Origin of the sequence: Nonomuraea sp. NPDC049269, from assembly GCF_043197155.1 — a bacterium.
GTDB lineage: Bacteria > Actinomycetota > Actinomycetes > Streptosporangiales > Streptosporangiaceae > Nonomuraea.
The window spans coordinates 12135-38665 of the sequence record NZ_JBICSO010000021.1; the positions used below are offsets into that span (position 1 = coordinate 12135).

Genomic DNA, 26531 nt, shown 5'->3' on the forward strand with positions numbered 1-26531 from the left:
GATCTGCCACAGACTATGAGGTTCTCAGCCGATGCGGGCGTTGTGTGGCCGCGATTCTGTCGCCGATGCGCGCGACGACGCCCTGCGCGGACAGATCGGCGGCGAGCCGGCAGGCGGCGCTGATGCCGGCCGCTCTGGACGAGCCGTGCGCGATCACCACGGTCCCGTTCAGTCCGAGCAGCACGGCGCCGCCGTGGGCTTCGGCGTCGAGGCGGCGGCGCAGCTCGCGCAGGCGTGACCGCTGCATGAACGCCCCCAGCTTGGACATCCTGCTGCCGTCGATCGTCTGCCGGAGCTCGCTGAACGCGTAGCGGACCGCGCCTTCCATGGTCTTCAGCGCGACGTTGCCGGTGAAGCCGTCGGTGGTGATCACGTCGGCGACGCCGGTCAGCAGGTCGTGGCCCTCGACGTTGCCGATGAAGTGGAGGCCGGGGGAGCCTTGCAGGAGTTCGTGGGCCCGCTTGACGATCTTGTTGCCTTTCTCGGCCTCGCTGCCGATCGTGAGCAGGCCGACCTTCGGCTTGGCGATCTCGTAGGCCAGCTCGGCGTAGACGGACCCCAGATGCCCGAACTGCAGGAGCATTTCCGGCTTGACCTCAGCGTTGGCGCCCGCGTCGAGCAGCAGTGTGGGCTTGGGCAGCGTGGGCAGGGCGACGGCGATGGCCGGCCGGAGCACCCCCGGCTGGGCCTTGAGCCGGAGCCGGCCCGTGGTCACGATCCCGGCGGTCGAGCCGGCGGACACCACCGCCGACACGTCGCCCCGCCGTACCAGATGGCAGGCGATCGCGATGCTGGAGCGGGGGCGGCGCAGGCTGGCCAGCGCGCCCTCGTCCATCGCGATGGTCTCCTCGGCCCGGACGATCGGGATCTCCTTGGTGGCGTCGTGGTCGGCGAGCGCCTCGTAGAGCACCCGGGGCGAGCCGACGAGTATCACCGACAGCCCGCGCTCCCGCACGGCGTGCACGGCCCCCGCCACGATCTCGTGTGGCGCGTGGTCGCCGCCCATGGCGTCGAGCGCGATCGGCTTGGTGTCGGACAAAAGGTCACCTCGTACGGCTCGCGGTGCGTTCCTGTGGCGTGGCCGGAACGCGGTCGCGATGCGGTCGCCCCCCTGTCCGCATCGTAGGCACGCTGCGCACCGGGCCGGTCGGCGGGTGGCCGGCTCAGCCGACGCTGCGCAGGTTCCAGTCGGAGACCTCGCGCGACACGATGACCTTGGAGAACATCGACCGGCCCGTGACCCGGATGAGCGGGCCGTCCTCGCGGGTGCCGCCGCCGGTCACGTGACGCTTGCCGAACATGGAGCCGCCCTCGTCGATCACCTGGGCGTTGTCGGGCACGAGCACGATCAGCTTGCTGAAGCGGGCGTCGGCCTCGATGGTGATCTCCCGGCCGGGCAGCACGGCCTCCGACAGGTCGATGATCAGCGCGCCGAACCTCGCCGACAGCCTGGTGTGGCGGGAGGCGACCCAGCGGCCCTTCCTGATCACCTTGCTGAACTTCGAGTCGATCGTCTGCTGCTCGATGGTGAGAGAGCCGATGTTTGGCGCCGTCACGTCGGGCAGGTCACGGGTGATAGGTGTCAGGTCGCCGACGGTCTTGGCCGAGTAGGTGGCGTCGAGGCGGTCGGCGTGTTCGAGGCTGGTGAGCATTCCGGTGGCGAGTGCCTCGCTGAGCACCGCGGCCACGCGGTCGCGGTCGGCGTCGGAGGCACGCAGGACGGGGTCTGAGGTCACGATTCATCATTCTATGCGCAATCGCGATATGTCGCGAGTGGTCAAACCTCAAGGAAAACTTGGAGCCCAAGGGAACCGGGGACGCTGTGCATAGCGTCCGGGTATAAGAACCGTAGACGCATGACAGGCGCCAGAGGTTTACAGCGGATCGAACAAAAAAGATGGGAAAGGCCTAGTGATCTTGAACCAGGCGGGCACGCGCCGCTTCCGGGCGTACACGTCCAAGCACCTCGACGAGCTCCTGCAGCGTGCGGGGCTCGACGATGAGCAGCGGCTGCGGGTACGCGCCGTTGCCACGGTGCTGCCCTTTCGGACGAACGCCTACGTGGTGGACGAGCTCATCGACTGGTCGGCGGCGCCCGACGATCCCATATACCGTCTCGTCTTTCCCCAGGAGGACATGCTTCCGTCCACGGACGTCGCCCGGCTGGCCGACCTGCTGAAGGCCGAGGCGCCCAACGTGGAGATCCAGGCCGAGGCCAACCGAGTGCGCGCGCAGCTCAACCCGCACCCGGCCGGGCAGAAGGAGCTCAACGTTCCCCGGATCGGCGAGGAGCCGGTGCCGGGACTGCAGCACAAGTACCCCGAGACCGTGCTCATCTTCCCCAAGCAGGGGCAAACCTGTCATGCCTACTGCACCTACTGCTTCCGGTGGGCACAGTTCGTCGGGGACGCGGACCTGAAGTTCGCCTCCGACGACATCGACCAGATGGTCTCCTACATCCGCCAGAATCCATCGGTCACCAGCGTGCTGATCACCGGCGGCGACGCCATGATCATGGGCGAGTCGGTGATCAGGCGTTATATCGAACCGCTGATCGGCCTGGAGCAACTGGAGTCGATCAGGATCGGCACCAAGGCGCTGGCCTACTGGCCGCAGCGGTTCGTGACCGACCCCGACGCCGACGCCACGCTCGAACTGTTCGAGCAGGTCGTGGACGCGGGTAAGAACCTGGCGTTCATGGCCCACTTCACGCACCCGCGCGAGCTGGAGTCGCCGCTGGTCGAGTCGGCGGTCAAGCGGATACTCGGCAGCGGGGCGACGATCAGGACCCAGGCGCCGTTGATCCGGTCGATCAACGACGATCCCGCCATCTGGTCGAGCATGTGGCGGCGCCAGCACACGATGGGGATGATTCCGTACTACATGTTCGTCGAGCGCGACACCGGCCCGCAGGACTACTTCGCGGTCCCGCTCGCGCGGGCGCACGAGATCTTCAGGGAGGCCTACTCGACGGTCTCCGGGCTCTGCCGGACCGTCCGGGGGCCTTCCATGTCAGCCACCCCTGGGAAGGTGTGCGTCGACGGGGTGGCGGAGATCGCCGGGCAGCGGGTGTTCGTCCTCCACTTGATTCAGGCCCGCGACCCCTCTCTGGTCGGCCGGCCGTTCTTCGCGGAGTACGACCCGTCCGCGCGGTGGCTGACGGATCTGCGTCCGGCGTTCGCCGATCGGTTCCCCTTCGAGATCGCCGCGGAGAACGTGCTCGTGCCGGCCTGAGCGGTCAAGCGCGTGTCCCGCAAGCGGAAAAATTGAGCCCCCGGCCCGTGACAATTGTTTTCCCGGCCGTTGTCAACGGGCCGTTGGGGTGCACCTTCCGAACGCGGGTGACGTCAACGGAATATCCGGAATAGGCCCCTGCTATTTCGCGATTTGTCTCCCGACTCGCTGCCTCTTCCATGATCGCTCCCAGGGCCGGGAAGGCCGTGTGACACGGACTTTCCGCAGTCTGCGCCCCGCCGGTCGCGGTGATACAACTGCGTCGGTAGCTCAGCCGGGACGGCGCGCTTCGTGTGGTGCCCATAGCGTGTACGCCGCGGCAATCGGGGGTTATCGATACGCGTCTCCGCTGTATTCGAGAGCGATCGATCACGAGCCGGGAAGGCAAATATGAAACCTGTAATAAAACTGGCGGTCGCCGTCGCTGTATTCGGACTGGCCGCGGTGCCGGTCGGGCCGGCGGCCCAGGCCGAGGCCCGCGACTCCGCGGTCGGGACCCTGCCGGGTGGCGGGGATCCGATCGGTGGTCTGAGCGGTCTGTTCAGCGGCGTCGGCGGGAGTGGCCTGCTGGGCGGGCAGTTCGGGGCTGCGGACGCGGCCAGGCGAGCCGGCCTCGGGCCCAACGTCGAGTACCTCGGACGCCGCCTGAACCCCCCGCCAAGCGAGCGCACGGGCGACCGTGCGAACAAGGCGCGGGTCACGGGCGACCGTACGGGCACGGTGCGGGTCACAGGGGACCGTACGGGCATAGTGCGGGTCACGGACGACAGTGCGGGCAGGACACGGGTTACGGACGGCCGCACGGACAAGGCGCAGGTTACGGGCGGGGTGCCCGCTGCGTCGCGTCCGGTCGAGGGGCGTACGGGGTCGACGCGGCCCACGGGCCGGGTGCCCAGGGCGTCGCGTCCCGCCGAGAGCCGCACGGACGAGGCGCCGGTCGCGGGCTGGCGTGCGGACAAGTCGCGGGTCACGGGCTGGGGGCCCGCTGCGTCGCGTCCGGCCGAAAGGCGTACGGGATCGACGCGGGTCACCGGCGGGCTGCCTGCTGCGTCGCGTCCGGTCGAGGGGCGTACGGGGTCGACGCGGCCCACGGGCCGGGTGCCCAGGGCGTCGCGTCCCGCCGAGAGCCGTACGGACGAGGCGCGGGTCACGGGCTGGGGGCCCGCTGCGTCGCGTCCGGCCGAAAGGCGTACGGGATCGACGCGGGTTACCAGCGGGCTGCCTGCTGCGTCGCGTCCGGTCGAGGGGCGTACGGGGTCGACGCAGGTTACGGGCCGGGTGCCCCGTGAGTCGCGTCCGGCCGGGTCGGTCGCGTCCATCGACGAGATCGCCCCGCTCGTCGAGGGCGCGTCCCGCGCGGTCTCGACCGCCGGGACGAAGGCCCCTGCGGGCCGCAGTGACACGGTGATCCCGACCGCTGAGGCGGGAACCGCCGTGAGCCACGGCGACGCGGTGGTCTCCGCCAAGGGGACGGGCAACGCGCTGCTCCCGGGCGCGGGGGCAAAGGCCGCTGTGAGCCGCAGGGACGCGGTGGTCTCAGGCAACGCGGTGCTTCCGGCCACGGGGGCGAAGGCCACCGTCAGCCGCAGGGACGCGGTGCTTCCGGCTACGGGGGCGAAGGCCGCTGTGAGCCGCAGGGACGCGATGGTTCCGGCCACGGGGGCGAAGGCCTCCGTGAGCCGCAGGGACGCGATGATCTCGACCGCCGCGCGATGACGGGCGAGATCTCGGACTACTTGCCCCACGACTGATCGTGGCGCCTTCCGGATGCCGGCCGCTCGGGTCGTGGCGGAGGTTCGCGGGCTTCAAGGTGCCGGTGCCCGGGAACGGGCCGCGGCGGCGACGAGGTGTCGCGTCCGGCGAGGCGCATGATCGAGGGTGGTGCGTCCCCAGACACACCGCCATAGAACCGGCGTGGCCGGTCGGCGAGCCCCCAAAGGTGCCGGGTGCTCGCTACGGCCGCCGCGCACAGGTCACGAGCCACCCGCGTGAGCGGGTGGTCTCATGACCGGCCCGGGCTCGTGCACCGCGCCACACTGCAGGGCTGAGGTGCCGCATGAGTCGCACCCGCCGCCGGCCCCGGATCTCCGGGGCCGGCGGCATCGTCATGTCTAAGGCAGGCGTACGCCGGTGCGGCGGGCGATCTGGGCCTGCAGTCTGGCCATCTGCCAGTGAAGGTCGACGAGTTGCTCGGTCAGTTGGGCCCAGGGAACGTCTGCCACGTCCTCGACGGCCAGGTGGTCGATCGCGGCCGCAAGCTCTCCCATCGCACGCTCCCGCTCCATCGGCATCCTCGTATCGAAACAACGTTCGAATGATATCGGAACACCGGCCACGCTGTCAGTCATTTGCCCCGCGAGTCGCCCGGGCATGACAGATCCGCGAACGCCTGAACGCGGCGTTCGCGGAGTGCGGTGGGGGATCAGCCCTTGTTGTAGGCGGCGAGGACTTCCTTCGGATCGCCGTCCATCTTGATCTTGCCCTTGTGCAGCCAGATGACCCGGTTGCAGGTCTCCTCGATGACCTTGAGGTCGTGAGCGACGAGGAAGACCGTGCCGGCCGACTCGCGGATCTGCCTGATGCGTTCCTCGCTCTTGCGGCGGAACTCGCGGTCGCCGGTGGCCAGGGCCTCGTCGATCAGGAGCACGTCGTGCGTCTTGGCCGAGGAGATGGCGAAGCGCAGCCGGGCGCCCATGCCGGAGGAGTAGGTCGACATCGGCAGTTGAACGAACTCATCGATGCCGGAGAAGTCGACGATCTCCTGGTATTTCTCCCTGACCTCGCTCGGGGTCATACCCATGGCGTAACAGCCGAGCACGATGTTGCGCTCGCCCGTGAGCTCGCGCATGAGCGCCGCGTTGACGCCGAGCAGCGACGGCTGACCGTCGGTGTAGACGGCGCCCGCGTGCGGCGGCAGGAGGCCGGCGATGGCGCGCAGCAGCGTGGACTTGCCCGAGCCGTTGCGGCCGACGACCCCGATCGCGTCGCCGTGGTAGGAGACGAAGGACACGCCCTTGACGGCGTGCACCTCCTTCATCTGCGGGCGGCCCTGGCGCTTGACCAGGCGCGTGAGGGCGTTGACCGCGTTGCCCTTCTCGTTGTCGCTGGCCGCGCCGTAGACCCGGTAGACGATGTGGAGGTCGTCGACGATGACCGTGGGCGTGCCCGTGGGGACGTCCAGAGGCCGCTTGCCGGCGGGGGCCGGGTTGGGGTGCACCCTGACGTCCTTGTTGGGCACGTTCTTGTCGGGAACGGCCTCGTTGGGGACGGCGGGCTCCTGGCCCTTCACCTGTGACAGCTCCTTGGTCAGTTCAGCCACGCCCGTACCTCTCCTCAGCCCGCCAGAAGTACCAAAAGCCGAAGCCGAGTGCGAACACTGCCCAGAATACGCATGACACCAACACCATCGTCGGGGGGTTGTGCCCGTTCTCGGGATGGTAGGTCTTGATGAGGATGTCGCGCATCCACTCGATGTACGAGGCCGCGGGGTTGAGATACATCACGTTGGCCACCCATTGGGGCAGCTCCGCTGACTTGACCACCTTGTCCTGGATCGAGAAGAAGACGCCCGAGGCGTAGAGCCAGGTGCGGGTGATGAACGGCAGCAGCTGGTTGAGGTCGCGCATGGAGGAGCCCAGCCGCGCGATCACCAGGCCGGCGCCGATGTTGAACAGCGTCTGCAACAGGAGCACGACGGGGATCAGCAGCCAGAACCAGTTGGGCGGCTCACCGGTGAACATGACGAGCACCAGGAGCACGCCCATGGAGATGGCGAGCTGCTGCAGCTCCTGGATCGTGTAGGCCAGCGGCAGGGAGGCTCTGGGGAAGTGGAGTGCCCGGATCAGCGACAGGTTGCCGGAGATCGACTTGGCGCCCGCGGTGACCGTCCGCTGCGTGTAGGTGAAGATGAACATCCCGGTCAGCAGGAAGGCCGGGTAGTTGGGGACGTTCTTGCTGCCACCGAGGATCAGGCCGAACATCAGGAAGTAGATGGCGGCGTTCAGCAGCGGGGTCAGGACCTGCCACAGCTGGCCCAGGGTCGAGCTGGAGTACTTCGAGACGTTGCGCGAGGTCGCGTACGTCAGGATGAAGTGACGCCGCTCCCACAACTGGCGCACATAGACAAGAAACCTCGGCCGTGCGATGGCACGACGAAGCCCGTATCTCGCGGCGAGCTTGGCCAGCGGCTCCTGCCCGCTTCGGCCGCCCGCCTGGGCGTCCGCTACAGCGGATTCCGGCTGGCTCATGGCAAGGACTCTATTGGATCCGGCTCGGTGAGGTGTCTGTCGCGGCGGTTCGCGACAGACTGTTGGACGGTGTCCCGCGCTGCCCGGTTCCAAGGCTGGTCCCAGGGCATGTCAAGACTTGCCCAACCGTAACTCAGCGACACGCGGGATGGCGGCTAGGGCGTGACTAGTGGCAGCAAGGAGGTATTTTTCATCCGCTGTTCACGTCCCATACTGTCCGCTTTAGGGGTTCCTCTGTGGGTTTGGTGCTCTCTGCGAGAAATGACTGTGACGTTGGATAAGCGCACGTGTGACCGAACTGCAACGCACCAGAGACTCGCTGGTGGCAAGTAGTAAGGGATAGTCGCGATCGACTGGCAGGGCGTCGGCTGGTTTGACCAGGTCAGCCAAACCCGGGGGACGACAAGGCACCCCCGTCAGGCTGCTCACGATCATCGCAGCTCAGCGCTTACGCCCACCTGTTTGAGGGAGGAATCTTTTTACCATGCGTGTTACTAAGGGCGCACAGATCGTCGCCGGTACCGCGCTGCTAGCCCTCGCGGTCGCCGCGTGTGGCGGCGGCGGAGCCACGACCGGCAACCCCGCGTCGGGCGGAGCCGGCGACACTCCGGTCCGCATGGAACTGGGCGAGCCGCAGAACCTGCTGGTCCCGTCGAACACCACGGAGTCGGAGGGCGCCGAAGTCCTCGCCGCGGTGTTCGAGCCGCTCGTCAACTATGACGAGAACAAGCAGGTCGTCCTGGCAGCGGCAGACTCGATCGAGAGCACCGACAACAAGGTGTGGACGATCAAGCTCAAGCCCTACACGTGGCAGGACGGCCAGCCGGTCGTCGCGCAGAACTACGTCGACGCGTGGAACTACGCGGCAAACCAGGACAACGCTCAGGGCGCCGGTTACTTCTTCGGGCGCGTCGAGGGTTATGCCGACCTCAACCCGGGCGAGGGCAAGAAGGTCGCCACCAAGGAGATGAAGGGCCTCAAGGCGGTCGATGACTCGACGCTGCAGGTCACGCTCACCGCACCGTTCTCCCAGTTCAAGACCATGCTGGGCTACACCGCGTTCTACCCGTTGCCCAAGAGCGCCTTCGGCGCCGACGGCAAGGTGACGCAGGAGTACGGCGAGAAGCCGATCGGTCAGGGCCTGTTCAAGCTGGACAAGCCTTACAAGAAGGGTACTGACCAGGCCATCGATCTGACGGTCTACGACAAGTACCCGGCCAAGAAGCCGACCGGCTGGACCAAGCTGCAGTTCAAGCTCTACAACAGCTCTGAGACGGCCTACAACGACCTCCAGGCCGACAACGTCGACATCCACGACTCGCTGCCCGCCTCGGCGATCTCCAGCGCCAAGACGGCGCTCGGTGACCGCTACCAGGACCAGCCGGACGCCGGCGTCGGGTACATCGGCTTCCCGCTGAAGTACAACGACGAGTACAAGGACGTCAAGGTTCGTGAGGCCATCTCGATGGCCATCGACCGGAAGACCATCGCCGAGACGGTCTTCACCGGCACCCGTTCGCCGGCCGACGACTTCATCAACCCGGCGATCGACGGTTACCGCCAGGGCGCCTGCCAGGCCTGCCAGTACAACCCCACCAAGGCCAAGGAGCAGTACGCCGCGGCCAAGGGCCCGGCGAAGCTGGAGCTCGGCTACAACGCCGACGGTGGCCACAAGGAGTGGATCGAGGCCGCGGCCAACAACCTCCGCGCCAACCTCGGCGTCGAGGTGACGGTCAAGCCGTTCGAGAAGTTCGCGAGCATCCTTGACGCCCTCGACAAGAAGGAATACAAGGGCATGTTCCGGATGGGCTGGGCGATCGACTACCCGTCCGCCGAGAACTACCTGACGCCGATCTTCTCGACCGGCGCCATCAAGACCGGCTCCAACTACGCCGGCTACTCCAACAAGGAGTTCGACGAGACGGTCGCCAAGGGCGACCAGGCCGCGACTCCGGAGGAGGGGCTGAAGTTCTACCAGCAGGCGGACGACATCCTCATCAAGGACCTTCCGTACATCCCTGTGTACTTCTACCGTAATAACTCGGGGTACTCGACCAAGGTCAAGAACGTCAAGATCAACCTGCTCAACCAGGTTGAGTGGGCCGACGTCGAGAAGGCCTGACGCTGTTCGCGGGGGCGGGCGCCTAGTCGCCCGCCCCTCGAGAGCCCGCTACGAAGGCAGTCATTGGGGGCCGTGAGAACCCCAGGTCCCGGCGACTGCCTTCTTGGCATGTACGGGAGGCTTGAATGGGCCGTTATGTTATCCGGCGCCTGATCCAGGCGATACCAGTCCTGCTGGGCGCCACCCTCTTCATCTTCGCCATCGTCTTCGCGCTCCCTGGCGACCCCATCGCGGCGCTGGCCGGCGAGAAGAGGCAAGACCCCAACATCGTGCTGATCCTGCGGGATCAGTATCACCTCAACGATCCGCTGCTGCTGCAGTACTGGTACTACATCAGCAACATCTTCCTGCACGGAGACTTCGGCAAGACCTTCGCCGGTGTGCCCATCACCCAGTTGATGGCGGGCAAGTTCCAGGTCACGCTGAACCTGGCGCTCGTCGCCCTCGTCATGGAAGCGATCATCGGTGTCCTGCTCGGCCTGTGGGCGGCGCTGCGCCGCGGCCAGGCGATCGACACCATGATCCTGGCCGCGACGCTGCTGCTCATCTCCGTCCCGCCGCTGGTGACCGGCTTCGTGCTGCAGCTGTGGCTGGGCGTCTGGCTGAAGCAGACCGTGGGCGCGGAGATCTTCCCGATCGCGGGAATCAGCGCGGGGCTGAAATCGTACTTGCTCCCCGGATTCGTGCTGGCGGGTACGTCGATCGCGTATCTCACCCGGCTCACCAGAACGAGCCTGGTCGAGACGCTGAGATCCGACTACATCCGAACAGCGACCGCGAAGGGGCTGTCCAGACGAAGAGTCATCGGCCGGCACGGGTTGCGTAACGCGTTGATCCCCCTGGTCACCTACCTGGGCGCCGACCTCGGCACGCTCATGGGCGGTGCGGTGATCACCGAGACGATCTTCAACATCCCGGGTATCGGCCTCCAGATCTATCAAGGCGTATACCTACGAGAGCAACCTATCGTCGTAGGTATCGTGACAATCCTGGTGCTGGTCTACATCGTGGCGAACCTGGTCGTGGACCTGTTGTACGCCGTGCTCGATCCGAGGATTCGCTATGAGTAACGACCCACAGGTCGGACCTGTGCAGACCGCCACCGCGCCGACCCCTCCGGACAAGCTCAAGAAGGAGGCGAAGCCGGCGAGTCTGTGGAGCGACGCCTTCTATGACCTGCGACGTCGGCCGATGTTCATCCTCTCGTGCGTCCTCATCGCGATCCTGCTGGTCATGTCGTTCTGGCCGTCGTTGTTCACCTCGATCAACCCCTTCGACGCCAAGACCTGCGAGCTGGCCACGGCCAGGCAGGGGCCGAGCGCGGGCCACATCTTCGGCCGCGACAGCCTCGGCTGCGACGTCTACGCCAGGGCGATCTACGGCGCGCGCAACTCGATCGTGATCGGCGTGAGCACCACCATCATCACGGCGATCGTCGGCGGTCTGCTCGGTCTCCTCGCGGGCGCCCGCGGCGGAGCCGTCGACACGGTCACGTCCCGGGTCACGGAGGTCTTCTTCGCGATTCCGTGGATCCTCGGCGCGCTGCTCATCTCGGCCACCTTCAGGGACGCGGACCTGGGCATCTGGATCGTGGTCATCGCGCTGGCCGTGCTGGCCTGGCCGATGACGTTCCGCATCATGCGGGCCGCCGTCATCACCGCCAGAAACCAGGACTTCGTGGTCGCGGCCCGTGCCCTGGGCGCAAGTCAGAGCCGGGTCATGTTCGGGCACCTGCTGCCGAACGCGGTCGCCCCGGTGATCGTCATCGCGACGATCAACCTCGGCGGGTTCATCTCGGCCGAGGCGGCGCTGTCGTTCCTGGGAGTCGGGGTCCAGTCCCCGGACATCTCCTGGGGCTTGATGATCGCCGACGCCCGCAACCGGTTCCTGGAAGCGCCGCTGCCGCTGGTCTTCCCGGCGGTGTTCCTGAGCATCACGGTGCTCGCGTTCATCATGCTGGGCGACGCCGTACGCGACGCTCTCGACCCGAAGCTCAGGTAGGAAGGGGGTTCAAGTGAGAAAGGCATCTACGGACGTGTTGCCCGCCGAGGGAGGGCTGGGCAACGAGCCGCTGCTCGCCGTGGAAGATCTGCACGTGGAGTTCGCCACCCGCGCGGGCGTCGTGCGTGCGGTCAACGGGGTGAGCTACTCGCTCAGCCCCGGTGAGACTCTCGCCGTACTGGGGGAGTCGGGTTCCGGCAAGTCCGTGACCGCTCAGGCGATCATGGGCATTCTGGACGTGCCGCCGGCCCGCATCCCCAAGGGTGAGATTCGCTTCCGCGGCACCGACCTGCTGAAGCTCTCGGACGAGGCACGCACCCAGGTGCGTGGCCAGCGGATCGCGATGGTGTTCCAGGACGCGCTGTCCGCGCTCAACCCGGTGTTCACCGTGGGCTGGCAGATCAGCGAGATGTTCCGGGTGCACCGTGGCCTGTCCAAGCGCGAGGCCTACAACAAGGCGATCGAGCTGATGGACAAGGTGCGCATCCCGGCCGCCAGGCAGCGCGTCAACGACTATCCGCACCAGTTCTCCGGGGGCATGCGGCAGCGCATCATGATCGCCATGTCGATCGCGCTGGACCCCGAGGTGCTGATCGCGGACGAGCCGACCACCGCGCTCGACGTGACCGTTCAGGCCCAGATCATGGAGCTGCTCGCCGAACTCCAGCGAGAGAGCAACATGGGCATGATCCTCATCACGCACGACCTCGGCGTCGTCGCCGACGTCGCCGACAAGATCGCGGTCATGTACGGCGGGCGGATCGTCGAGAACGCCCCCGTTCACGACATCTACAAATCCCCGGCCCACCCCTACACCAAGGGGCTGCTGGAGTCGATCCCCCGGGTCGACCTCAAGGGCCAGGAGCTGTACGCGATCAAGGGCCTGCCGCCCAACCTGCTCGACATGCCGACCGGCTGCGCCTTCCACCCGCGGTGCCCGTATCGCCAGGACAACTGCGTGACGGACAACCCCCCGCTCTACGAGATCAGCGGCACGCGCGGCAGCGCCTGTCACTACTGGAGGGAGGTCCTCGATGGCGACCAAGGGTGAGCGCATTCTCGAGGTCCGTGACCTGGTCAAGCACTTTCCGCTGACCCAGGGCATCCTGTTCAAGAAGCAGATCGGCGCGATCAAGGCCGTCGACGGCGTCTCGTTCGACCTCAACAGCGGTGAGACGCTGGGCATCGTGGGCGAGTCGGGCTGTGGCAAGTCCACGCTGGCCAAGGTGCTCATGGCGCTGGAGCGGCCGACCTCCGGCTCGGTGACGATCAACGGCCGGGACATCGCCAAGGCCAAGGGCCCTGAGCTCAAGCGGATGCGACGCAACATCCAGATGGTGATGCAGGATCCGTACACCTCCCTGAATCCCCGGATGACCGTCGGCGACATCATCGGCGAGCCGTTCGACATCCACACCGAGGTCGCTCCCAAGGGGGACCGCCGCCGCAAGGTGCAGGAGCTGCTGGAGGTCGTGGGGCTCAACCCCGACCACATCAACCGTTACCCGCACCAGTTCTCGGGCGGGCAGCGTCAGCGCATCGGCATCGCCCGCGGGCTGGCGCTCCAGCCGGAGATCATCGTCTGCGACGAGCCGGTGTCCGCGCTCGACGTGTCGATCCAGGCCCAGGTCATCAACCTGCTGGAGCGGCTGCAGAACGAGTTCGACCTGGCGTACATCTTCATCGCCCACGACCTGTCGGTGGTGCGCCACATCTCCGACCGGGTCGGGGTGATGTACCTCGGCAAGATGGTCGAACTCGGTAAGGACACCGAGATCTACGACAAGCCCGCCCACCCGTACACGCAGGCGCTGCTGTCGGCCGTGCCGGTCCCCGACCCCGAGGGCCGCGAGCAGCGCGAGCGGATCATCCTGCAGGGTGACCCGCCGTCGCCCGCCAACCCGCCGTCGGGCTGCCGCTTCCGCACCCGCTGCTGGAAGGCGCAGGAGATCTGCGCGGAGGAGGAGCCGTTGTTGCAGATCAGGCCGGGGACGGCGCACGAGAGCGCCTGCCACTTCGCCGAGACGCACGACGTGGTCCACGTCGGCTGACCACCGGCGCCAGGCCCTCCGCGGAAGCTTTCCGCGGAGGGCCTTTTCGCGTGCGGTCTCTCGTGTACGGCGGGTGGGTCAGCGGGTCGCTATGACGGCCGAGCCGTGGCCGAACAGGCCCTGGTTGGCGGCCAGGCCGACCCTGGCGCCCTCGACCTGGCGCTCGCCCGCCCGGCCGCGCAGCTGCCGGGTCAGCTCGCAGACCTGGGCGATGGCCTGGGCGGGGATGGCCTCGCCGAATGAGGCGAGCCCGCCGGACGGGTTCACCGGCACGCGCCCGCCGAGCGCGGTGTCGCCCGCCCGCAGCAGCTTGCCGGCCTCACCGGGGGCGCAGAGGCCCACGTCCTCGATCCAGTCGAGTTCGAGGGCCGTGGACAGGTCGTACACCTCGGCGAACGACACGTCATTCGGCCCGATGCCCGCCTCCTCGTAGGCGGCGTGCGCGATGGCGGCCCTGAAGGGACGTTCCGGAGGGGGTACGGCGGCGGACGAGTCGGTCGCGAAGTTCGGCAGCTCCAGAACCGTGTTGGGGAACGTGGGCGTCACCGTCGAGACGGCGGCGATGCGCACCGGGTCCGTCACGCCCAGCCCGCGGGCGTACGCCGGCGAGGCCAGGACGAGGGCGGCGCCGCCGTCCGAGGTCGCGCAGATGTCCATGAGCCGCAGCGGGTCGGCCACCATGGGCGAGGCCAGAACCTCCTCGGCCGTGACGGCCTTGCGGTAGCGGGCCATCGGGTTCAGCGAACCGGCGAGGGAGTTCTTGACCTTGACGGCGGCGAAGTCCTCGGCGGTCTCGCCGTACAGGGCCATCCGCCTCCGCGCGTAGAGCCCGAAATATGCGGGATTGGTGGCGCCGAGTAGCCGGAAGCGCAGCCAGTCCGGATCATCCGGGCGATCGCCGCCGACCGGCTTGAAGAAGCCCTTGGGTGTGGCGTCCGCGCCCACCACCAGCGCCACGTCGCAGAGTCCCGCCATGATCCGGGCGCGCGCGATGTCGATCGCCTGCGCCCCCGACGCGCACGCCGCGTAGCACGACGCGATGCGGGCGCCGGACCAGCCGAGGGCCTGCGCGTAGGTGGCTCCGGCGACGAACCCCGGATAGCCGTTCCTGATCGTGTCGGCGCCCACCAGGAACTGGACGTCGGTCCAGGCGATCCCGGCGTCACGCAGCGCCTGCCTGGCCGCCGCCACGCCGTACTCCGCGAACGGCCTACCCTGCTTGCCCCACGGATGCATGCCCGTGCCCAGCACCACGACGCTCACGAGGCGCGCCCCCACATCCACACCAGCGGTCCGTCGGCCAGCGGGCCGTGGGTGAGCTCGACCTCCATGCCGACCTCCAGCTCGTCCGCCGTGAGGTCCTTGACCTGCCCCAGCACCACGATGCCCGCGCCGGCCAGCTCCACCGCCGCCAGCGTCACGGGCGTGTACGGCTCGGCGGCCACGAACGGCTCGGGCGGCGGGTAGGAGGCGCTCGTGTACGACCAGATCCGCCCGCGCCTCGGCAGCCTGGTCTCCTCCATGGACTCCCCGTCGCAGTGCGGGTTGCGGCAGAACCCGCGTTGCGGCGGGAAGCAGACCGTGCCGCACGCCGCGCACCGGGTGCCGATCAGGTGGGTGCCGTCCTCTTCTATGGCGAACCAGCCGTCGATCGCAAGGCTCATAGGCAGGAGTATCACACAAGCGCTTGCTAGGTTACATCCCTGCCGCGGCACCGGTGCCGTACGAGCACCCGGGCCGACATGACCGCCGTCAGCAGCACCATGGCGAACACCACCGGCAGCCGCGACGACGGCGGCTGGGACGGCCGGGAAACCGGGCCATCGCCGAAGTAGCCGCCGGGGCCCACGCCGGCCGCGGCCGCCGTGGTGGCGGGATTCGCCAGGCGGTCGGCCGCGCGCAGGGCGAGCAGCGCGTTGGCCACCCCGTGCCCGGACGCGCGGCTGTAGCCGTCGGCGGGCCGCCGCCTGGTGCCCTGCTCGATGGCCGTGCGTACGTGGTACGGCGACAGGTCGGGGTGGGCCGCCTTGATCAACGCGGCGATGCCGGCCACCATGGCGGCGGCCGAACTCGTCCCGTCGCCCACCACGTACGAGTCGGCGCCGTCGGCGGTCACGATGCCCGTCCCCGGCGCGACCACCGAGAGGTAGTCCTGCCGGTTGGAGAACGCCGCCACCTCCAGCCGACGGTCGACCGCGCCGACCGCGATCACGCCGGGGTAGGCGGCGGGGAAGTTCTTCCTGTTCGTGGTGTCGCCGTCGTTGCCGGACGAGGCCACGAGCACGGCGCCGCGGCTGATCGCGTACTGGACGGCCTCCTCCTCGGCCGCCGAGCCCTCCCAGGCGCCGCTGCCGCCGCCGAGCGACATGCTGATCACGTCGGCGCCGTGGTCGACCGCGTACCGGATGCCTTTGGCGAGGGCGTCGCGGCCGCCGGCGCGCTGCTTCTCGCGGAGCGGGTCGCCGTTCTCCAGCGTGACCCTGATGGACAGCACGCGGGCGGCGGGCGCGACCCCGATCACGCCGCTGTCCGCCGGTCCGCTCCGTGCGGGGCCTCCCGTCGCGATGGCGCCGCTCTGCGCGGCATCGCCCACTGCCAAGGCGCCGCTCTGCGTAGCATCGCCCGTTGCCACGGTGCTGTGCCCGCTTTGTGCGGGATCGGGGGTCGGCGGGGTGTCGCGGGTGCTCTGTGCGGGTTCGCCGGTTGTCGAGGTGCTGTGGCCGCTCTGTGTTGCATTGCCCGGTTTTGAGGCGCTGTGGCCGTGGCCGGCGATGAGGCTGGCCATGGCGGTGCCGTGGTGGCCCCACATGACCGGCTCACCGGCGTCGCCGGTCAGGTCGGGGCCGGCGATCACGGAGCCGGTCAGGTCGGGGTGGCGGGCGTTCACGCCGGTGTCGAGTACGGCTACCAGAACACCCGCGCCCCTGCTCAGCCGCCACGCCTCCGGCAGGCGCAGCGTGGCAAGCTGCCATTGGGCGGCCCGCGCCACCGAGCCGGCGTCGTCCGAGGCGGACGGCCCCGCCGCAACCACCAACAGCCCCGCCCCGAGCGGCCCGGCCACCAGGAAACCGGCCAGCAGCGACCCGGCCAGCGGTAGCCGCGCTGTGAGTGGCTTGATCAGGAAGGCAGCCAGTGGCCCGGTCATCTGGTCAGGCTCCGGTACAGGACCGTGGCCAGGCGGCCGGCGGTGTCTCCGAGGCGTCTGGCGGCGAGGTCGCCCGGCTTGTACGGCCGGCCGTCCGCGTATCCGGCGGCCGTCGCCACGACGTAGGTGTCGTTCGACGAGATCAGCGCGCCGGTGACGTACTGCGACTCACCGAACCGCTCGGCCGGCCCGTCGGGAAACGCCACGGGCCGCACGGTCGGCGGCCGTCCCACGACGGTCCCGGACCGGTCAACCGGCGCATCGGCCTGCGCGCCGGCTGTCGCCCCCAGCCCCGGTAAGCGCCTGGCGCCCGTCTCCGGCAGAGGCCCGCTGGTCTCCGGCAGACGACCAGCGCTAGTCTCCCGCCCCCGGCCCGGCAAGCACCCGGTCCCGGCGCCCGTCTCCGACGGCCCGCTGGGCAGGCGGCCGGTGCCCGTCTCCGACGGCCCGCCGGGCAGGCGGCCGATACCGGTCCCTGACGGCCCGGCGGGCAGGCAACTGGTGCCGGTCTTTGACGGCCCGCTGGGCAGGCGGCCGATACCGGTCGCTGACGGTCTGGCGGGCAGGCAGCTGGTGCCGGTCTCTGAAGGCCCGTCGGACAGGCAGCCGTTGCTGGTCCGCGAAGCCCCGCCGGGCAGGCAGCCGGTGCCGGTCTCCGGCGATCCGGCAGACAGACGGTCGTTGCCGGTCTCCGGTGGCGTGCCGGGCAGATTGCCCCCGGGGGCCGGTAGGCGGGCGGCTGGGGTGGTCAGGACCGCGATGCCGACCGTTGCCACGAACGTCTGCGTGCTGTCCGCGTACGTGGCGCGTAACGCCGTGACGCATCCCCGCAGCAGCCGCAAGACCCCAGGCTGGAAGGCCACCCGGCAGGGGGCCTCAGGGGCGACGCCGGCCAGGACATAGGTCACGCGGGCCCCAGAGGGGCTGGTGCCGGGTACCGAGCCCGGGAACACCCTGGCCACCGGCCACGCGTGCCAGCGCTCCGGCACGGGTGGCTCCGCCGACGGCAGGGCCGCGAACAGTAAAGAGAGCAGCGCAACAGAAAAGGGGAACAACGTGCACCTCGCGGGCAGGGGAGGGGTCGCCCGATGCCCGTGCATTCTGACATGCGATCGCCGGTTCAATCTGACGCTTCGGTAAACAGACCGATACGCGGTGTAATTTCCCTTTGGTGGCTTTCGTCTTAGGGGGAGGGAGAAAGCCGTACATGGGCGCCGGGCGGCAGGCCGAGGCGCTGGGCCGCGTCACCCGAGTTCACCGCTATCGCGATCAGCCCCGCCGAGTCGGCGAAGGCCACCAGTTCGCCCGGCGGCACGGCCGCGAACGTCTCCCGGTACGGCAGGGCCAGCTGCCTGCGCCCCAGCCAGACCCCGATCGTGTCGCCGATCCGCACGCCCAGCGCGGCGAGGTCGCCCGCGGCGATCGACAACTGGGTGTTGCCATAGCGGTCGACCGAGACCACCTCGCCCTCGACGGAGCCTTCGCGCAGTTGCGAGGTCGGCTCCGGCAGCGAGATCAGCCGTGAGAGCGGAACCTCGGGTCCCAGGTCGGCCGGTTTGAGTCCGACGCACAGCCGCCCGGCGACCGGCGAGAACACGTCCCGCCCGTGGAAGGTCGGCGAGACGGGGTGCAGGAAGTACTCGGCGTTGCTGATCTCGTAGGCCGCCTCCGCCCCGCCGCAGGCGTGCATGGCCCACGAGAGGAGCCCGTTGTCGGGGCCGATGAACACCCGCCCGCCCGCCTCCACGGCGACCGCCCGCCTGGCTCCGCCCGCGCCGGGGTCTACTGCCCCGATGTGCACGCCTTTCGGGAGATATGGGATGGTCTGGGAGAGGATCGCGGCGCCGCGCCGTACATCGCCTGACGGGATCAGATGGCACACGTCGATCACCCGGGCCTCGGGGGCGATTCCGGCTATCACTCCATGACAGGCCGCTACATAGCCATCTTCGAGCCCGTAGTCGGTGAGAAGTGTGATGACTGAGGTCACATTTCGTGACTGTACGTCTCTCAATCCGCCGTGAACACCCGCACTCCGCACATTACGATTGGCACGGGCCCGCGTGCCCTCGATGTGATCGTCGCGCGCCCTCCGAGGAGGACACCATGGACACTGCACCGGTCAGCGGTGACAGTGCTGCCCAGGAACCGTCCCGACAGCCCCTCTCCGAACGCGATCTCGAACTCCTCGCCTTCGAGCGCCACTGGTGGCGTTACGCGGGTGCGAAGGAGCAGGCCATCAAGGAGACCTTCGGGTTCTCCGCCACGCGCTACTACCAACTCCTCGGCGAACTCATCGACCGGCCGGAGGCGCTCCAGCAGGATCCCATGCTGGTCAAGCGGTTGCGCCGGCTGCGTTCCACCCGCCAGCGCGACCGCGCCGCCCGGCGGCTTGGCATGCGCCCCTGACCTGCTGGGTAAGGCAGGCGCGTGAAGAACATCAGACATACGGGATCACCCGGCATGGAAGCGATCTTGAAGGATCCGGCGGGAGCCGTGATCGGGCTCGACTTCGACGGCACCCTTTCGCCGATCGTGGCCGATCCCGCCTCCGCCAGGATCCACCCGGAAGCGCCCGCCGTCCTCGCCGAACTCGGCGGGCACGTCGGGGCCGTGGCGATCGTGACCGGCAGACCGGTGGCCACGGCTTTGGAGCTCGGCCCCGGGCTGGCCGACGTACCCGGCCTGGTGATTCTGGGGCACTACGGGTTCGAGCGCTGGGAGGACGGTCAGATCTCGGCGCCGCCGCCCCCGCACGGCGTGCTCCAGGCCGAGGCGGAGCTGCAACTGCTGCTCGGCTCGCTCGGCGTGAAAGGCGCGACGATCGAGGACAAGGGCCGGGCGGTCGCCGTGCACACCAGGCGCAGCCCCGACCCCGAAGGCACCCTGGCGGTTCTTCGCGAGCCGCTGGCCGCGCTGGCGGACAAGCACGGGCTGGTCGTCGAGCCCGGCCGCCTGGTGCTCGAACTGCGGCCGCCGGGCATGGACAAGGGGCACGCGCTCGGCCTGTTCCTGGCCGAACGGGCCGCCCGGTCGGTCATGTTCGTCGGCGACGACCTCGGGGACCTGGCGGCCTTCGACGCGGTCAGGAACTCGGGGCTGCCGGGCGTGACCGTGTGCAGCGGCTCGGCCGAGGTGACCGCGCTGGCCGAGCGGGCCGACATCGTGGTGGACGGCCCCGACGGCGTGGTGGCGCTGCTGCGGGAGCTGGCTTCGGCCTACAGCCGGCCCTGAGTTTCAGCCGGTCCCCATCTGTCTGCAAGTGCATGTCGGTACATTCGCGAAATGTCGAAGAGAAACCTTGCCGTGGCGGGTCTCGCCGTGGCCGCCGCCGTCCTCGTGACGGCCGCCCCCGCCTCCGCTTCCGCGAGCGCTGCCGGTCATCCGCTCAAGCTGCGCAACGGGCTGACGCTGTCCCTGCCGAGCTCATGGAAGGTGTACGGGAAGGGCGACTGGCTCCATGTCGTCACCGGCAAGTGCGCCAAGCCCAAGGGGGCATACTTCACTCCGGAATGCGATGGTTTCTGGGTGCTCGGGCCCGCGGCCATCAAGCTGGGGCACGAGCTCAACCCGTACACGCCCGACCGGCCCTTCTACTCGGCGACCGATGTGGAGCCCTGCCCGGTCAACCACAAGTGGGGCCAGGTGCTCAACGGCGCGGCGGCGAAGGGGCTGCGCCAGGTCGGGCCGGGCCACAAGGCGTACTACCGCGCGTGGAAGGGCACCTGCGTCACCGGGACGGGCAAGGTGCGGGCCCGTTTCGTCCAGCGGGAGTGGTACCTGCCCAAGAGCGGCGTGCTCGTCGTCGACTCATGGAACACCCCCGGCCTGCCCGGCGTGCTCAAGCACGCGACCTGGCGATGAGCACCCCGCCGGCGGCCAGGCAGATGAGGACGGGGACCAGCAGGAACGCGTTCCAGGTGCCGAAGCCGTCGGCGAGCGCGCCGAGCGCGAGCGGACCGACGGCCATCGCGGACCCGGCCCAGATCGGGGCGGCCGCGCCGGCCCGGTCCGGCCGGTCGCCTGAGTGCGTGATGAGCCCGGCCAGCGCGAGCGGGAAGTGCAGGGCGGCGCCGACCCCGCTGAGCGCGAGACCGGCGTAGGACAGGACGGGCAGGGTGCTCAGCCAGAAGAGCAGCCAGCCCGCCGCGGTGACTGCCAGCGCGCCCAGGAAGAGCCGTGCGGGCGGCAGCCGTAAGGCCAGGTACGCGCCGCCGAACCGGCCCGCGCCCAGCCCGGCGAGGAACGCCGTCAACCCGGTGGCCGCGGCGGCCGGGCTCAGGCCGGTGCGCGCCGCGAACAGCTCGGCGGCCCACAGGTTGAACGTGAACTCCAGGGCCACGCAGCAGAACAGCACGCCGCCCGCCACATGGAAGCGCCACCCGGGCCGCACGGGCCGCTCGCCGGTGGACGGGGCCGCCACGGTCGTGGTCCGGGTCCAGACCCGCCCCAGGGTCAGGGCCAGCAGCACGGTGAGCGCCGGGGTGAGGAGCAGCGCGGCCCGCCAGCCGAGCGTGGTCTGCGCGATCGCGCTGAGCAGGAACGTCGCCGCCACGCCCACCACGACGCCGACGGCGTTCGCCTCGCTGATCGCGGCCGGGCCCGCCGGTCCGTGGTGCTCGCTGAGCGCGGCCATGGCGGTGTAGAGGGCGACCGAGCCGAAGCCGCCGGCCACGCCGTAGCCGAGCAGCGTCAAAGGCAGCGCGGAGGTGAGTACGACCAGGAGCACGCCCGCGTTCATCCCGGCGAGGCCGACCCAGGTGGTGACCCGCCTGCCGTAGCGCCTGGTGAGGAAGGTGAGGGAGAGGCCGGCGAGGATCGTGCCCACGGCCATCGCGGTGCCGTGCAGGCCGGCGACCGTGCCGGAGGTCCGCTGGTCGAGGCGCAGGAGCGGCAGGGCGCCGCTCAGGCCGTAGATGAACGTGGCGAACGTGCCCAGCTGCAGGTAGATCAGCCAGGTCGGCCGGTCCCTGACCAGGCGGACGCGCTCTGAGATCGACGACATCCTAGGCCAGCGCGTCCAGCTGGGCGGCGAACCACTTCTGCGGCGGGAGCGCGGTGGCCGCGACCTCCAGCAGTTCGCGGCGGCGCGTGCGCTCCTCCTCGGGCATGACCAGCGCGTCGTGCAGCGCGACGGCGGTGCCGGTCACGTCGTAGGGGTTGACCAGGAGCGCGTGCGCGCCCAGTTCGGCCGCCGCGCCCGCCTCGCGCGACAGCACCAGCGCGGCCCGCGGCGACAGGATCGGGCCCTCCTTGGCCACCAGGTTCATGCCGTCGCGGATCGGGTTGACCAGCAGCACGTCGGCCAGCCGGTAGGCGGCCAGCGAGCGCGGGTAGTCGTCGTTGACGTTGAGTATCAGCGGCTCCCAGTCCTCGGTGCCGAACTCGTCCTCGATCTCCTGGGCGCAGCGCTGCACCGAGGCGGTGTATTCGCGGTATTCGGGCAGGTCGTGCCGGCTGGGATAGGCGAACGCCAGGTGCACCACCCGGCCGTGCCACTCCGGATGCGCGTGCAGGAACTCCCGGTAGGCCACAAGCCCGCGGACGATGTTCTTGGACAGCTCGGTGCGGTCGATGCGGACGATCAGCCGGCGGTCGCCGACCTGCTCCCTGAGCGCGGCCATGTTGGACTCGACGTCGGGCTCGTGGGCTCGTTCCCACAGCGCCGCGCCGTCCACACCGAGGCCGTGCACGCCGATGTGGGTGGTCCTGCCCTCGTGCGTGACCGTACGGCCGGTCAGATCCACCTCGGCGCCCAGCAGAGCCCGGCAGCAGTCCATGAACGCGCCCGCCCAGCGTTCGGTGAGGAACCCGGCGTGGTCGGCGCCCAGGATGCCCTCCAGGACCTCGCGGGCGACGTCGTCGGGCAGCAGCGAGAAGTATTCGGGCGGCGCCCACGGCGTGTGGCTGAAGTGCGCGATGCGCAGGTCCGGCCGCTCGGCGCGGAGCATCGCCGGGGTCAGCGTGAGGTGGTAGTCCTGGACCATCACGCGGGCCCCGTGCCCGGCCTCCTCGGCCAGAGCCAGCGCGAAGGCGCCGTTGTAGTCGCGGTAGGACTCCCACTCCCGCTGGAACCTGGTGCCGAACAGCGGCGCGTTGGGGATGTCGTAGAGCAGGTGGTTGACGAACCACAGGGTGGAGTTGGCCACGGCGTTGTAGGCGCGGTGGAAGGTGGCCGGCGGGATGTCCAGCATCCGCAGCGCGCCCGTGTCGTAGCCGGCCTGGTCGAGCCGGCCGCCGGGCGCCTGGCGTACGGCGCCCCGGTCGCCGTCGGACAGGGCGGCGCAGATCCACAGCACGCCGTCGTCCTTCATGACCCCGGAGAGCCCGGACACCAGCCCGCCACCACCGCGCTTCATGGTCAGCACACCGTCGTCGGAGACGGTGAACGAGACGGGTCCTCTGTTAGAGGCGACAAGGACGCTGTTCATTAAAGTTCCCTCCGACCATAGGATCCCAGCTATGGCGCTTGATGAGCTAACCGAGGAACTGGCCCGCTCCGCCGCTGCCGGAGATCATCGCGCACTCGGTGAGCTCCTGAAGCGGATCGAGCCGGACGTGATGCGGCACTGCGCCCGAATCCTCCCCTACCACCAGGATGCGGAGGAGGCGTCGCAGGACACCCTGCTCGCCGTTGCGCGCAACATCGGGCGCTTCGAGGGACGGGCCAGGTTCAGCACCTGGCTGCACATCGTGACGGCCAACTGCGCGCGTACGACGTACCGCACGCTGAAGCGCCGCTCGGCCGAGCAGACCTCCGACGAGTTGCCCATGCAGAAGCCCGACGCGCGGCGGGTCAGTGTGATCGCCGGGTCGCGGCTCGACCTGCTCGACGCGATGGAGGCACTGGAGGCCGACAAGCCCGACCTGGCCCAGGCGCTGGTGCTGCGTGACATCGTGCAGCTCGACTACAACGAGGTCGCCGAGCAGCTCGGCATCCCGCTCGGCACCGCCAAGTCACGCATCCACCAGGCGCGCAAGTATGTTCAGGGAGTGCTGGGCGACGACTATCGCTGAGATCGTACGTCTCGCTTCCTGAGACGGACGGTCGCTTGACGGGCCTGGCCAGGTACAGTCAGAGCAAACAACTGAATATTGCTCATCCAGAGGGGTGGAGGGACCGGCCCTGCGAAGCCCCGGCAACCCTCCCGGATTCAGACTCGCGACCTGGCGAGGCCGACCGGGACAGGTGCCAATTCCGGTCTGCGGTCAAGGTGGCCGCAGGCGAAGATGAGGGAAGGCCTCGCTTCATGTCGCACGATTTCGGACCCGCCGTAGCCCTCTCCTGCCGCGAGTGCGGCGCCCGCTACGACCTCGGCCCCAGTTTCGCCTGTCTGGAGTGTTTCGGGCCGCTCGAAGCGGCCTACTCCTTCGGTGACGTCACCCGGAAGGACATCGAGTCCGGCCCCGCCAACATCTGGCGCTACCGCTCACTCCTCCCCGTCCCCGTGGACGTCGCCACCAAGCCGAACATGAACCCCGGCTGGACCAAGCTCGTCAAGGCCGGCAATCTCGGCCGGGCGCTGGGCATCAAGTCCCTGTACGTCAAGGACGACTCGGGCAACCCCACCCACTCCTTCAAGGACCGGGTGGTGGCCATCGCCGTCGAGGCGGCCCGTAACTTCGGCTTCCACACCCTGTCGTGCTCCTCCACCGGCAACCTCGCGGGCGCGGTCACGGCCGCCGCCGCCAGGGCCGGGCTCGACGCCTGCGTGTTCATCCCCGCCGGGCTGGAGCAGGCCAAGATCGCCATGGCCCGGGTGTTCGGCGGCAAGCTGGTCGCCATCGACGGCTCCTACGACGAGGTCAACCGGTTCTGCTCCGAGCTCATCGGCGACCCGCTGGGCGACAAGTGGGGCTTCGTCAACGTCAACCTGCGGCCCTACTACGCCGAGGGCTCCAAGACGCTCGCCTACGAGATCGCCGAGCAGCTCGGCTGGCGCCTGCCCGAGCAGATCATCATCCCGGTGGCCTCCGGCTCCCAGCTCACGAAGATCGACAAGGGCTTCAAGGAGCTGGTCGCACTCGGCCTGGTCGAGGACACCCCGTACAAGATCTTCGCCGCGCAGGCCAACGGCTGCTCGCCCGTGTCGACCGCCTACAAGGCCGGCCTCGACGTGGTCCAGCCGGTCAAGCCCGACACCATCGCCAAGTCGCTGGCCATCGGCAACCCCGCCGACGGCCCGTACGTGCTCGACATCGCCCGCCGCACGGGCGGGTCGGTGGAGGACGTCACGGACCCCGAGATCGTCGCCGCCATCAAGCTGCTGGCCTCGACGGAGGGCATCTTCGCCGAGACGGCCGGTGGCGTCACCGTGGGAGTGCTGAAGAAGCTCGTCGAGACCGGGCAGCTCGACCCGGAGGCGGAGACCGTGGTGCTCAACACCGGCGACGGGCTCAAGACGCTCGACGCCGTCGCCGACGACGCCGAGCCCACGGCAGTGATCCGGCCCTCTCTCGACGCGTTCCGCGCGGCTGTCTGACAACCAGGAAAGGCGAGTTAATCATGAGCGTTTCTGTGCGGATTCCCACCATTCTGCGCACCTACACCGGGGGTAACGCGGAGGTGAGCGGGGAGGGTGCGACTCTCCGCGACGTGCTGGCGAAGCTCGACTCCGACTACCCGGGGATCGGCGCGAGAATTCTGGATGAATCGGGCAAGATTCGTCGTTTTGTCAACGTTTACGTTGGCGAAGAGGATGTCCGTTTTGCCGATGGTCTTGACACGGCAGCCCCCGAAGGCACGCAGATCTCCATCATCCCGGCGGTCGCCGGAGGGTGACCACTCGCTCACGTCAGAAGGCGCTCCCATCTGGGGCGCCTTCTGTTTTTTCCGACAATTCAATGTTGAACTACTCACTCACGGATGAAATGCGTAATTTGTAGATTGACTCTGTTGCCAAACGCTGTGCCACAGGTATGGTCGAGGGCGATCGCCTGGTGATATCTCCATAAGTCGGGCGATTGAGGGTCTCGCGTTGGAATGGGCGGGATCTATGAGCCCAGTAAGAGGAGTCGGAAGTGGCGCAGGGCACCGTCAAGTGGTTCAACGCGGACAAGGGCTACGGCTTCATCGCGGTAGACGGTGGTAAAGATGTATTCGTCCATTACTCAGCGATCATGATGGACGGCTATCGCTCCCTCGAACAAGGCCAGCGCGTCGAGTTCGAGATCACCCAGGGCCAGAAGGGCCCCCAAGCGGAGGCCGTGCGAGCGGTCTGAATCACGAAGTTGGCAAGTACCGGCAGGTCGCACGGCTCCGCAGTCCGGGCGAAACCGCCACTCCTGCTTCGTCGACTCGGTTGCGGCGGGTCCATGACGGGCCCGCCGTACTGACTGACCTGGGCATGCTGGTGTCTCGGCTTGCACTCGGCAGGGTAGAGTGCTAAACAGTTCGTTGGCACTCTCTGTTCGAGAGTGCCAGCACTGGATCGGGACGATGGGGTCTGCCGAACGGAGATGCAGGCCCATGCCGTCGCGGGCGTCGGCTCGGTCCATTGAAGCCACCCTGCATCTGGGAGGTCTAGCCTTATGGCAGCCAAGATGATCGCGTTTGACGAGGACGCCCGGCGCGGTCTCGAGCGCGGCATGAACCAGCTAGCCGACGCCGTCAAGGTGACCTTGGGCCCCAAGGGCCGCAACGTCGTGCTGGAGAAGAAGTGGGGCGCTCCCACGATCACCAACGATGGCGTGTCCATCGCCAAGGAGATCGAGCTCGAGGACCCGTGGGA

The 26531-nt window shown here is 68.7% G+C and carries 27 protein-coding genes and 1 riboswitch; of the genes, 15 read left to right on the plus strand and 12 right to left on the minus strand.

Going from position 1 to position 26531, the window contains the following annotated elements:
• Positions 1–13 precede the first annotated feature (13 nt).
• Complete coding sequence (gene plsX, locus ACGFNP_RS60790; RefSeq protein ID WP_358340299.1) at positions 14–1039, minus strand: phosphate acyltransferase PlsX; 1026 nt, start codon at positions 1037–1039, stop codon at positions 14–16.
• 124 nt (positions 1040–1163) lie between these two features.
• Positions 1164–1736, minus strand: coding sequence for a DUF1707 domain-containing protein (locus tag ACGFNP_RS60795; protein ID WP_358340301.1), 573 nt, complete (start codon positions 1734–1736; stop codon positions 1164–1166).
• Between the two features lie 175 nt (positions 1737–1911).
• Between ACGFNP_RS60795 and ACGFNP_RS60800 the strand changes: the two genes are divergently transcribed.
• On the plus strand, positions 1912–3234 hold the full coding sequence (locus ACGFNP_RS60800) for a lysine 2,3-aminomutase (RefSeq protein ID WP_358340303.1): 1323 nt from the start codon (positions 1912–1914) through the stop codon (positions 3232–3234).
• 390 nt (positions 3235–3624) lie between these two features.
• The gene (locus tag ACGFNP_RS60805) at positions 3625–4950 is read left to right on the plus strand and encodes a hypothetical protein (RefSeq protein ID WP_393334319.1); all 1326 of its coding nucleotides are present in this window, start codon (positions 3625–3627) and stop codon (positions 4948–4950) included.
• 395 nt (positions 4951–5345) lie between these two features.
• Here the strand turns inward: ACGFNP_RS60805 and ACGFNP_RS60810 are convergent, their stop codons facing one another.
• From ACGFNP_RS60810 to ACGFNP_RS60820, 3 genes are all read right to left on the minus strand, one after another.
• Complete coding sequence (locus tag ACGFNP_RS60810; RefSeq protein WP_214644543.1) at positions 5346–5501, minus strand: hypothetical protein; 156 nt, start codon at positions 5499–5501, stop codon at positions 5346–5348.
• Between the two features lie 155 nt (positions 5502–5656).
• On the minus strand, positions 5657–6553 hold the full coding sequence (locus ACGFNP_RS60815; protein ID WP_358340307.1) for an ABC transporter ATP-binding protein: 897 nt from the start codon (positions 6551–6553) through the stop codon (positions 5657–5659).
• Positions 6546–7481 (minus strand): ABC transporter permease, encoded by a 936-nt coding sequence (locus tag ACGFNP_RS60820; RefSeq protein ID WP_358340309.1) that lies wholly within the window; start codon positions 7479–7481, stop codon positions 6546–6548. Before ACGFNP_RS60820 ends, ACGFNP_RS60815 begins: the two co-directional genes overlap by 8 nt.
• Positions 7482–7965: 484 nt before the next feature.
• Between ACGFNP_RS60820 and ACGFNP_RS60825 the strand changes: the two genes are divergently transcribed.
• From ACGFNP_RS60825 to ACGFNP_RS60845, 5 genes are all read left to right on the plus strand, one after another.
• Complete coding sequence (locus tag ACGFNP_RS60825; RefSeq protein ID WP_358340311.1) at positions 7966–9603, plus strand: ABC transporter substrate-binding protein; 1638 nt, start codon at positions 7966–7968, stop codon at positions 9601–9603.
• Between the two features lie 125 nt (positions 9604–9728).
• On the plus strand, positions 9729–10673 hold the full coding sequence (locus ACGFNP_RS60830) for an ABC transporter permease (protein WP_358340313.1): 945 nt from the start codon (positions 9729–9731) through the stop codon (positions 10671–10673).
• Positions 10666–11604: an ABC transporter permease gene (locus ACGFNP_RS60835; protein ID WP_358340315.1), complete on the plus strand. Its 939-nt coding sequence runs from the start codon at positions 10666–10668 to the stop codon at positions 11602–11604. Before ACGFNP_RS60830 ends, ACGFNP_RS60835 begins: the two co-directional genes overlap by 8 nt.
• Positions 11605–11617: 13 nt before the next feature.
• Positions 11618–12655, plus strand: coding sequence for an ABC transporter ATP-binding protein (locus ACGFNP_RS60840; protein WP_358340317.1), 1038 nt, complete (start codon positions 11618–11620; stop codon positions 12653–12655).
• A complete protein-coding gene (locus tag ACGFNP_RS60845; protein ID WP_358340319.1) occupies positions 12639–13655 on the plus strand; it encodes a dipeptide ABC transporter ATP-binding protein in 1017 nt (338 codons plus the stop codon). Before ACGFNP_RS60840 ends, ACGFNP_RS60845 begins: the two co-directional genes overlap by 17 nt.
• Positions 13656–13733: 78 nt before the next feature.
• On the opposite strand, the gene ACGFNP_RS60850 is transcribed toward ACGFNP_RS60845, so the two are convergent.
• The 5 genes from ACGFNP_RS60850 to ACGFNP_RS60870 form a co-directional block, all read right to left on the minus strand.
• A complete protein-coding gene (locus tag ACGFNP_RS60850; protein WP_393334326.1) occupies positions 13734–14918 on the minus strand; it encodes a lipid-transfer protein in 1185 nt (394 codons plus the stop codon).
• Positions 14915–15319: a Zn-ribbon domain-containing OB-fold protein gene (locus tag ACGFNP_RS60855; RefSeq protein ID WP_358340323.1), complete on the minus strand. Its 405-nt coding sequence runs from the start codon at positions 15317–15319 to the stop codon at positions 14915–14917. Before ACGFNP_RS60855 ends, ACGFNP_RS60850 begins: the two co-directional genes overlap by 4 nt.
• 26 nt (positions 15320–15345) lie before the next feature.
• Positions 15346–16800 (minus strand): S8 family serine peptidase, encoded by a 1455-nt coding sequence (locus tag ACGFNP_RS60860; protein WP_393334330.1) that lies wholly within the window; start codon positions 16798–16800, stop codon positions 15346–15348.
• On the minus strand, positions 16797–17789 hold the full coding sequence (locus tag ACGFNP_RS60865) for a hypothetical protein (RefSeq protein WP_393334333.1): 993 nt from the start codon (positions 17787–17789) through the stop codon (positions 16797–16799). Before ACGFNP_RS60865 ends, ACGFNP_RS60860 begins: the two co-directional genes overlap by 4 nt.
• A 194-nt stretch (positions 17790–17983) precedes the next feature.
• On the minus strand, positions 17984–18790 hold the full coding sequence (locus ACGFNP_RS60870; RefSeq protein ID WP_358340329.1) for an SAM-dependent chlorinase/fluorinase: 807 nt from the start codon (positions 18788–18790) through the stop codon (positions 17984–17986).
• A 116-nt stretch (positions 18791–18906) separates the two neighbouring features.
• On the opposite strand from ACGFNP_RS60870, the gene ACGFNP_RS60875 reads away from it, so the two are divergent.
• Genes ACGFNP_RS60875 through ACGFNP_RS60885 form a run of 3 tightly spaced genes read left to right on the plus strand, consistent with a single transcriptional unit; the run spans position 18907 to position 20664 of the window.
• Positions 18907–19209 (plus strand): DUF3263 domain-containing protein, encoded by a 303-nt coding sequence (locus tag ACGFNP_RS60875; RefSeq protein WP_214644527.1) that lies wholly within the window; start codon positions 18907–18909, stop codon positions 19207–19209.
• Positions 19210–19263: 54 nt separating this feature from the next.
• Positions 19264–20034 (plus strand): trehalose-phosphatase, encoded by a 771-nt coding sequence (otsB, locus tag ACGFNP_RS60880; RefSeq protein ID WP_393334336.1) that lies wholly within the window; start codon positions 19264–19266, stop codon positions 20032–20034.
• Positions 20035–20085: 51 nt separating this feature from the next.
• Positions 20086–20664 (plus strand): hypothetical protein, encoded by a 579-nt coding sequence (locus tag ACGFNP_RS60885; protein ID WP_393334339.1) that lies wholly within the window; start codon positions 20086–20088, stop codon positions 20662–20664.
• Here ACGFNP_RS60885 and ACGFNP_RS60890 read toward each other — a convergent pair.
• Positions 20642–21805 (minus strand): MFS transporter, encoded by a 1164-nt coding sequence (locus ACGFNP_RS60890; RefSeq protein ID WP_393334342.1) that lies wholly within the window; start codon positions 21803–21805, stop codon positions 20642–20644. The two genes, ACGFNP_RS60885 and ACGFNP_RS60890, sit on opposite strands and share 23 nt — an antisense overlap.
• A 1-nt stretch (position 21806) precedes the next feature.
• Positions 21807–23231, minus strand: coding sequence for a trehalose-6-phosphate synthase (locus tag ACGFNP_RS60895; protein WP_358340337.1), 1425 nt, complete (start codon positions 23229–23231; stop codon positions 21807–21809).
• Between the two features lie 31 nt (positions 23232–23262).
• Between ACGFNP_RS60895 and ACGFNP_RS60900 the strand changes: the two genes are divergently transcribed.
• From ACGFNP_RS60900 to ACGFNP_RS60920, 5 genes are all read left to right on the plus strand, one after another.
• Positions 23263–23817 (plus strand): RNA polymerase sigma factor, encoded by a 555-nt coding sequence (locus ACGFNP_RS60900; RefSeq protein WP_358340339.1) that lies wholly within the window; start codon positions 23263–23265, stop codon positions 23815–23817.
• A gap of 79 nt (positions 23818–23896) precedes the next feature.
• A riboswitch (SAM riboswitch) is annotated at positions 23897–24037 on the plus strand.
• A 13-nt stretch (positions 24038–24050) separates the two neighbouring features.
• Positions 24051–25283 carry a threonine synthase gene (thrC, locus tag ACGFNP_RS60905; RefSeq protein WP_358340343.1) on the plus strand — a complete coding sequence of 411 codons (1233 nt, stop codon included), beginning with the start codon at positions 24051–24053 and terminating at the stop codon, positions 25281–25283.
• 23 nt (positions 25284–25306) lie between these two features.
• The gene (locus tag ACGFNP_RS60910) at positions 25307–25582 is read left to right on the plus strand and encodes a MoaD/ThiS family protein (protein WP_214644534.1); all 276 of its coding nucleotides are present in this window, start codon (positions 25307–25309) and stop codon (positions 25580–25582) included.
• A 239-nt stretch (positions 25583–25821) separates the two neighbouring features.
• The gene (locus ACGFNP_RS60915; protein ID WP_173525743.1) at positions 25822–26022 is read left to right on the plus strand and encodes a cold-shock protein; all 201 of its coding nucleotides are present in this window, start codon (positions 25822–25824) and stop codon (positions 26020–26022) included.
• Between the two features lie 309 nt (positions 26023–26331).
• A partial coding sequence (locus ACGFNP_RS60920; RefSeq protein ID WP_308016304.1) for a TCP-1/cpn60 chaperonin family protein occupies positions 26332–26531 on the plus strand: 200 nt, incomplete at its 3' end.

Excerpts from the sequence above, each read along its gene's own strand:
- ACGFNP_RS60835 (WP_358340315.1), top strand. The coding sequence starts at position 10,666 with ATGAGTAACGACCCACAGGTCGGACCTGTGCAGACCGCCACCGCGCCG.
- ACGFNP_RS60810 (WP_214644543.1), bottom strand. The coding sequence starts at position 5,501 with ATGGGAGAGCTTGCGGCCGCGATCGACCACCTGGCCGTCGAGGACGTG.
- ACGFNP_RS60845 (WP_358340319.1), top strand. The coding sequence starts at position 12,639 with ATGGCGACCAAGGGTGAGCGCATTCTCGAGGTCCGTGACCTGGTCAAG.
- ACGFNP_RS60855 (WP_358340323.1), bottom strand. The coding sequence starts at position 15,319 with ATGAGCCTTGCGATCGACGGCTGGTTCGCCATAGAAGAGGACGGCACC.
- ACGFNP_RS60825 (WP_358340311.1), top strand. The coding sequence starts at position 7,966 with ATGCGTGTTACTAAGGGCGCACAGATCGTCGCCGGTACCGCGCTGCTA.
- ACGFNP_RS60860 (WP_393334330.1), bottom strand. The coding sequence starts at position 16,800 with ATGACCGGGCCACTGGCTGCCTTCCTGATCAAGCCACTCACAGCGCGG.
- ACGFNP_RS60805 (WP_393334319.1), top strand. The coding sequence starts at position 3,625 with ATGAAACCTGTAATAAAACTGGCGGTCGCCGTCGCTGTATTCGGACTG.
- ACGFNP_RS60820 (WP_358340309.1), bottom strand. The coding sequence starts at position 7,481 with ATGAGCCAGCCGGAATCCGCTGTAGCGGACGCCCAGGCGGGCGGCCGA.
- ACGFNP_RS60900 (WP_358340339.1), top strand. The coding sequence starts at position 23,263 with ATGGCGCTTGATGAGCTAACCGAGGAACTGGCCCGCTCCGCCGCTGCC.
- thrC (WP_358340343.1), top strand. The coding sequence starts at position 24,051 with ATGTCGCACGATTTCGGACCCGCCGTAGCCCTCTCCTGCCGCGAGTGC.
- ACGFNP_RS60890 (WP_393334342.1), bottom strand. The coding sequence starts at position 21,805 with ATGTCGTCGATCTCAGAGCGCGTCCGCCTGGTCAGGGACCGGCCGACC.
- ACGFNP_RS60875 (WP_214644527.1), top strand. The coding sequence starts at position 18,907 with ATGGACACTGCACCGGTCAGCGGTGACAGTGCTGCCCAGGAACCGTCC.
- ACGFNP_RS60830 (WP_358340313.1), top strand. The coding sequence starts at position 9,729 with ATGGGCCGTTATGTTATCCGGCGCCTGATCCAGGCGATACCAGTCCTG.
- otsB (WP_393334336.1), top strand. The coding sequence starts at position 19,264 with ATGGAAGCGATCTTGAAGGATCCGGCGGGAGCCGTGATCGGGCTCGAC.
- ACGFNP_RS60885 (WP_393334339.1), top strand. The coding sequence starts at position 20,086 with ATGTCGAAGAGAAACCTTGCCGTGGCGGGTCTCGCCGTGGCCGCCGCC.
- ACGFNP_RS60910 (WP_214644534.1), top strand. The coding sequence starts at position 25,307 with ATGAGCGTTTCTGTGCGGATTCCCACCATTCTGCGCACCTACACCGGG.
- ACGFNP_RS60895 (WP_358340337.1), bottom strand. The coding sequence starts at position 23,231 with ATGAACAGCGTCCTTGTCGCCTCTAACAGAGGACCCGTCTCGTTCACC.